Genomic DNA, 1,875 nt, shown 5'->3' on the forward strand with positions numbered 1-1,875 from the left:
CGTCAGGGCTGGCGCATCGTTGACGCCATCGCCGACCATGCCGACCTTCAGGCCTTGCCCCTGCAGCTCCTTGATCTTTTCTGCCTTCTGCCCTGGCAGCACGTCTGCGAGGACGATGTCAATGCCGAGCACGTCCGCGATGCGCTTGGCGGTGCCGGCGTTATCACCGGTGAGCATGGCCACGCGAACGCCCTGGTCGTGCAATTTGGCAATCGTTGCGATGGCCGTCGGGCGCGGCGTATCTGCGATTGCGATCAGCCCTAGCAGCTTGCCGGACCGTGCGACATGGATGACGGTGCGACCTTCACCCTTGAGCGTCTCGGCCTTCTCGCCGAGTGCCAGAAGATCGATCTTCTGCTCGTCCATGAGGCGCCGGGGCGCAGCCGTCCTGGTCCCGTGACAACGCTCAACGGACGCTATCTGGCCAGTTGACCGAGTTTGCGCATCTGCCCGATCCATTTCGCCCGGGTCGCGTCACTGCTGCCGGCAACCATGCCAAACAAGGTCTCGCGCACCGGACTGATGCCGGCAAAACGCAGAACGCTGCGCCGCATGCCGGCGATGCCGTGGCTGAGGAACCAAAGCCGGTAGACAAAGGACGGCATGCCCATCGTCACCACGACGCGCGCGGAGCGGCCGCGAAGCAATGTCCTGGGCAAGCTCCCAGCCTTGTCCGGGTAGGCAAAGGCAGTTCCCGGCCGCATGACCTGCTCCAGAAAGCCCTTGAGCAGCGCCGGCATTGTGCCGAGCCAAAGCGGAAAGACAAAGACAATGTGCTCTGCCCAGAGGATCGCCTCGGCGGCCTCCTTCAGGCTGTCGGGAACCGCGCCGTGCTCGAATTCCTGCATGGTGCGCAGCATCGGAAAGTCGATTGTCGCGAGATCGACCCGGCGGACGGCGTGGCCTGCCTTTTCCGCACCCTCGCCATAGGCCTTCGCAAGGCCGCGACAAAGCCGGTCCGGGGACGGATCGGGATGACCAACCACAATCAGGATGCGTCGCGACATACTTTCATGCCCCAAGGCGCCCTGTCTTAGGGCCGTTCGACCCGCGCCACCTGATAGGTGTGCATGGTGCCGTTGCGCGCGATCGACACGTATTCTCCTGTCACGAAGCGCTCGTCGCCCAGATGGAAACCGATCTCATCGTCGCGGTCACCGTCGGCATAGTCGAAATACCACTGTCCGCCAGGCTTGCGACGGAGCCGGCCGATCAGATCTTCTTCACCGGTGCGGAAACGGCGAACGCGGCATGCGGCCCTATGCTGCTTCCACTCGTCCGGGTCGATCCGACCGTCACGGTTCAATGGAGCAAGCACGTCATAGCCCTCCTCGCGGTCACCTTCCGGATGGCCCTTTTCACGGGCAAGCAGCAGCCGGACATGGCGAAATTTCGCGGTGAGGTCATTCAGCTTGGTCATGGCAAACTCCTTGGATGGCCTTTCATAGCGCCGCGACCAGACTTGGCCTTGATCCGCATCAAAGTAGCTTGGTGGTCCTGCGTATCAGAAGGTCGGCAGCAGCAGCATGGCGCAATAGCCGGTGAACGCAGCGCCCAGGGTTGCGCCGGCCAGCGGCAACCAAAACCTGAACGGGCCGGCAAATGCCGCGAGCGACAGGCGACCGATTGCGTTTGCTGCCAGCGCCGCGAGCACCGCCTGGCCCACCGTTTCGATGGAGATCGATTGCTTGACCAGGCGCAACGCGCTGAGCACCGAGACGTCGACATCGAACGTGCCTGCAAGCGTCGAGCTCGCCAGCAAACCGCGTCCGCCGAATTGAGCAGCCAATGCAGCGCTCGCGGTTGCGACGATCGCAAAGAGCAGGGCAAACAGCAGCAACGGTCCCAATTCGAATGGATTGCGTGCCAGTGCAC

4 protein-coding genes are annotated in these 1,875 nt (G+C 63.1%); all 4 read right to left on the reverse strand.

What is annotated here, in order from left to right; all coding sequences use genetic code 11:
• A partial coding sequence (locus tag E5W70_RS32190) for an HAD-IC family P-type ATPase (RefSeq protein WP_366509781.1) occupies positions 1 to 459 on the reverse strand: 459 nt, incomplete at its 3' end.
• Positions 417 to 1,007 carry an NAD(P)H-dependent oxidoreductase gene (locus tag E5W70_RS32195; protein ID WP_292665368.1) on the reverse strand — a complete coding sequence of 197 codons (591 nt, stop codon included), beginning with the start codon at positions 1,005 to 1,007 and terminating at the stop codon, positions 417 to 419. The genes E5W70_RS32190 and E5W70_RS32195, both read right to left, overlap by 43 nt.
• Positions 1,008 to 1,033: 26 nt before the next feature.
• Positions 1,034 to 1,420 (reverse strand): hypothetical protein, encoded by a 387-nt coding sequence (locus tag E5W70_RS32200; RefSeq protein WP_292665370.1) that lies wholly within the window; start codon positions 1,418 to 1,420, stop codon positions 1,034 to 1,036.
• Positions 1,421 to 1,504: 84 nt separating this feature from the next.
• A partial coding sequence (locus E5W70_RS32205) for a DUF4010 domain-containing protein (RefSeq protein WP_292665372.1) occupies positions 1,505 to 1,875 on the reverse strand: 371 nt, incomplete at its 5' end.

It is taken from the genome of Mesorhizobium sp. (assembly GCF_005063415.1).
GTDB lineage: Bacteria > Pseudomonadota > Alphaproteobacteria > Rhizobiales > Rhizobiaceae > Mesorhizobium.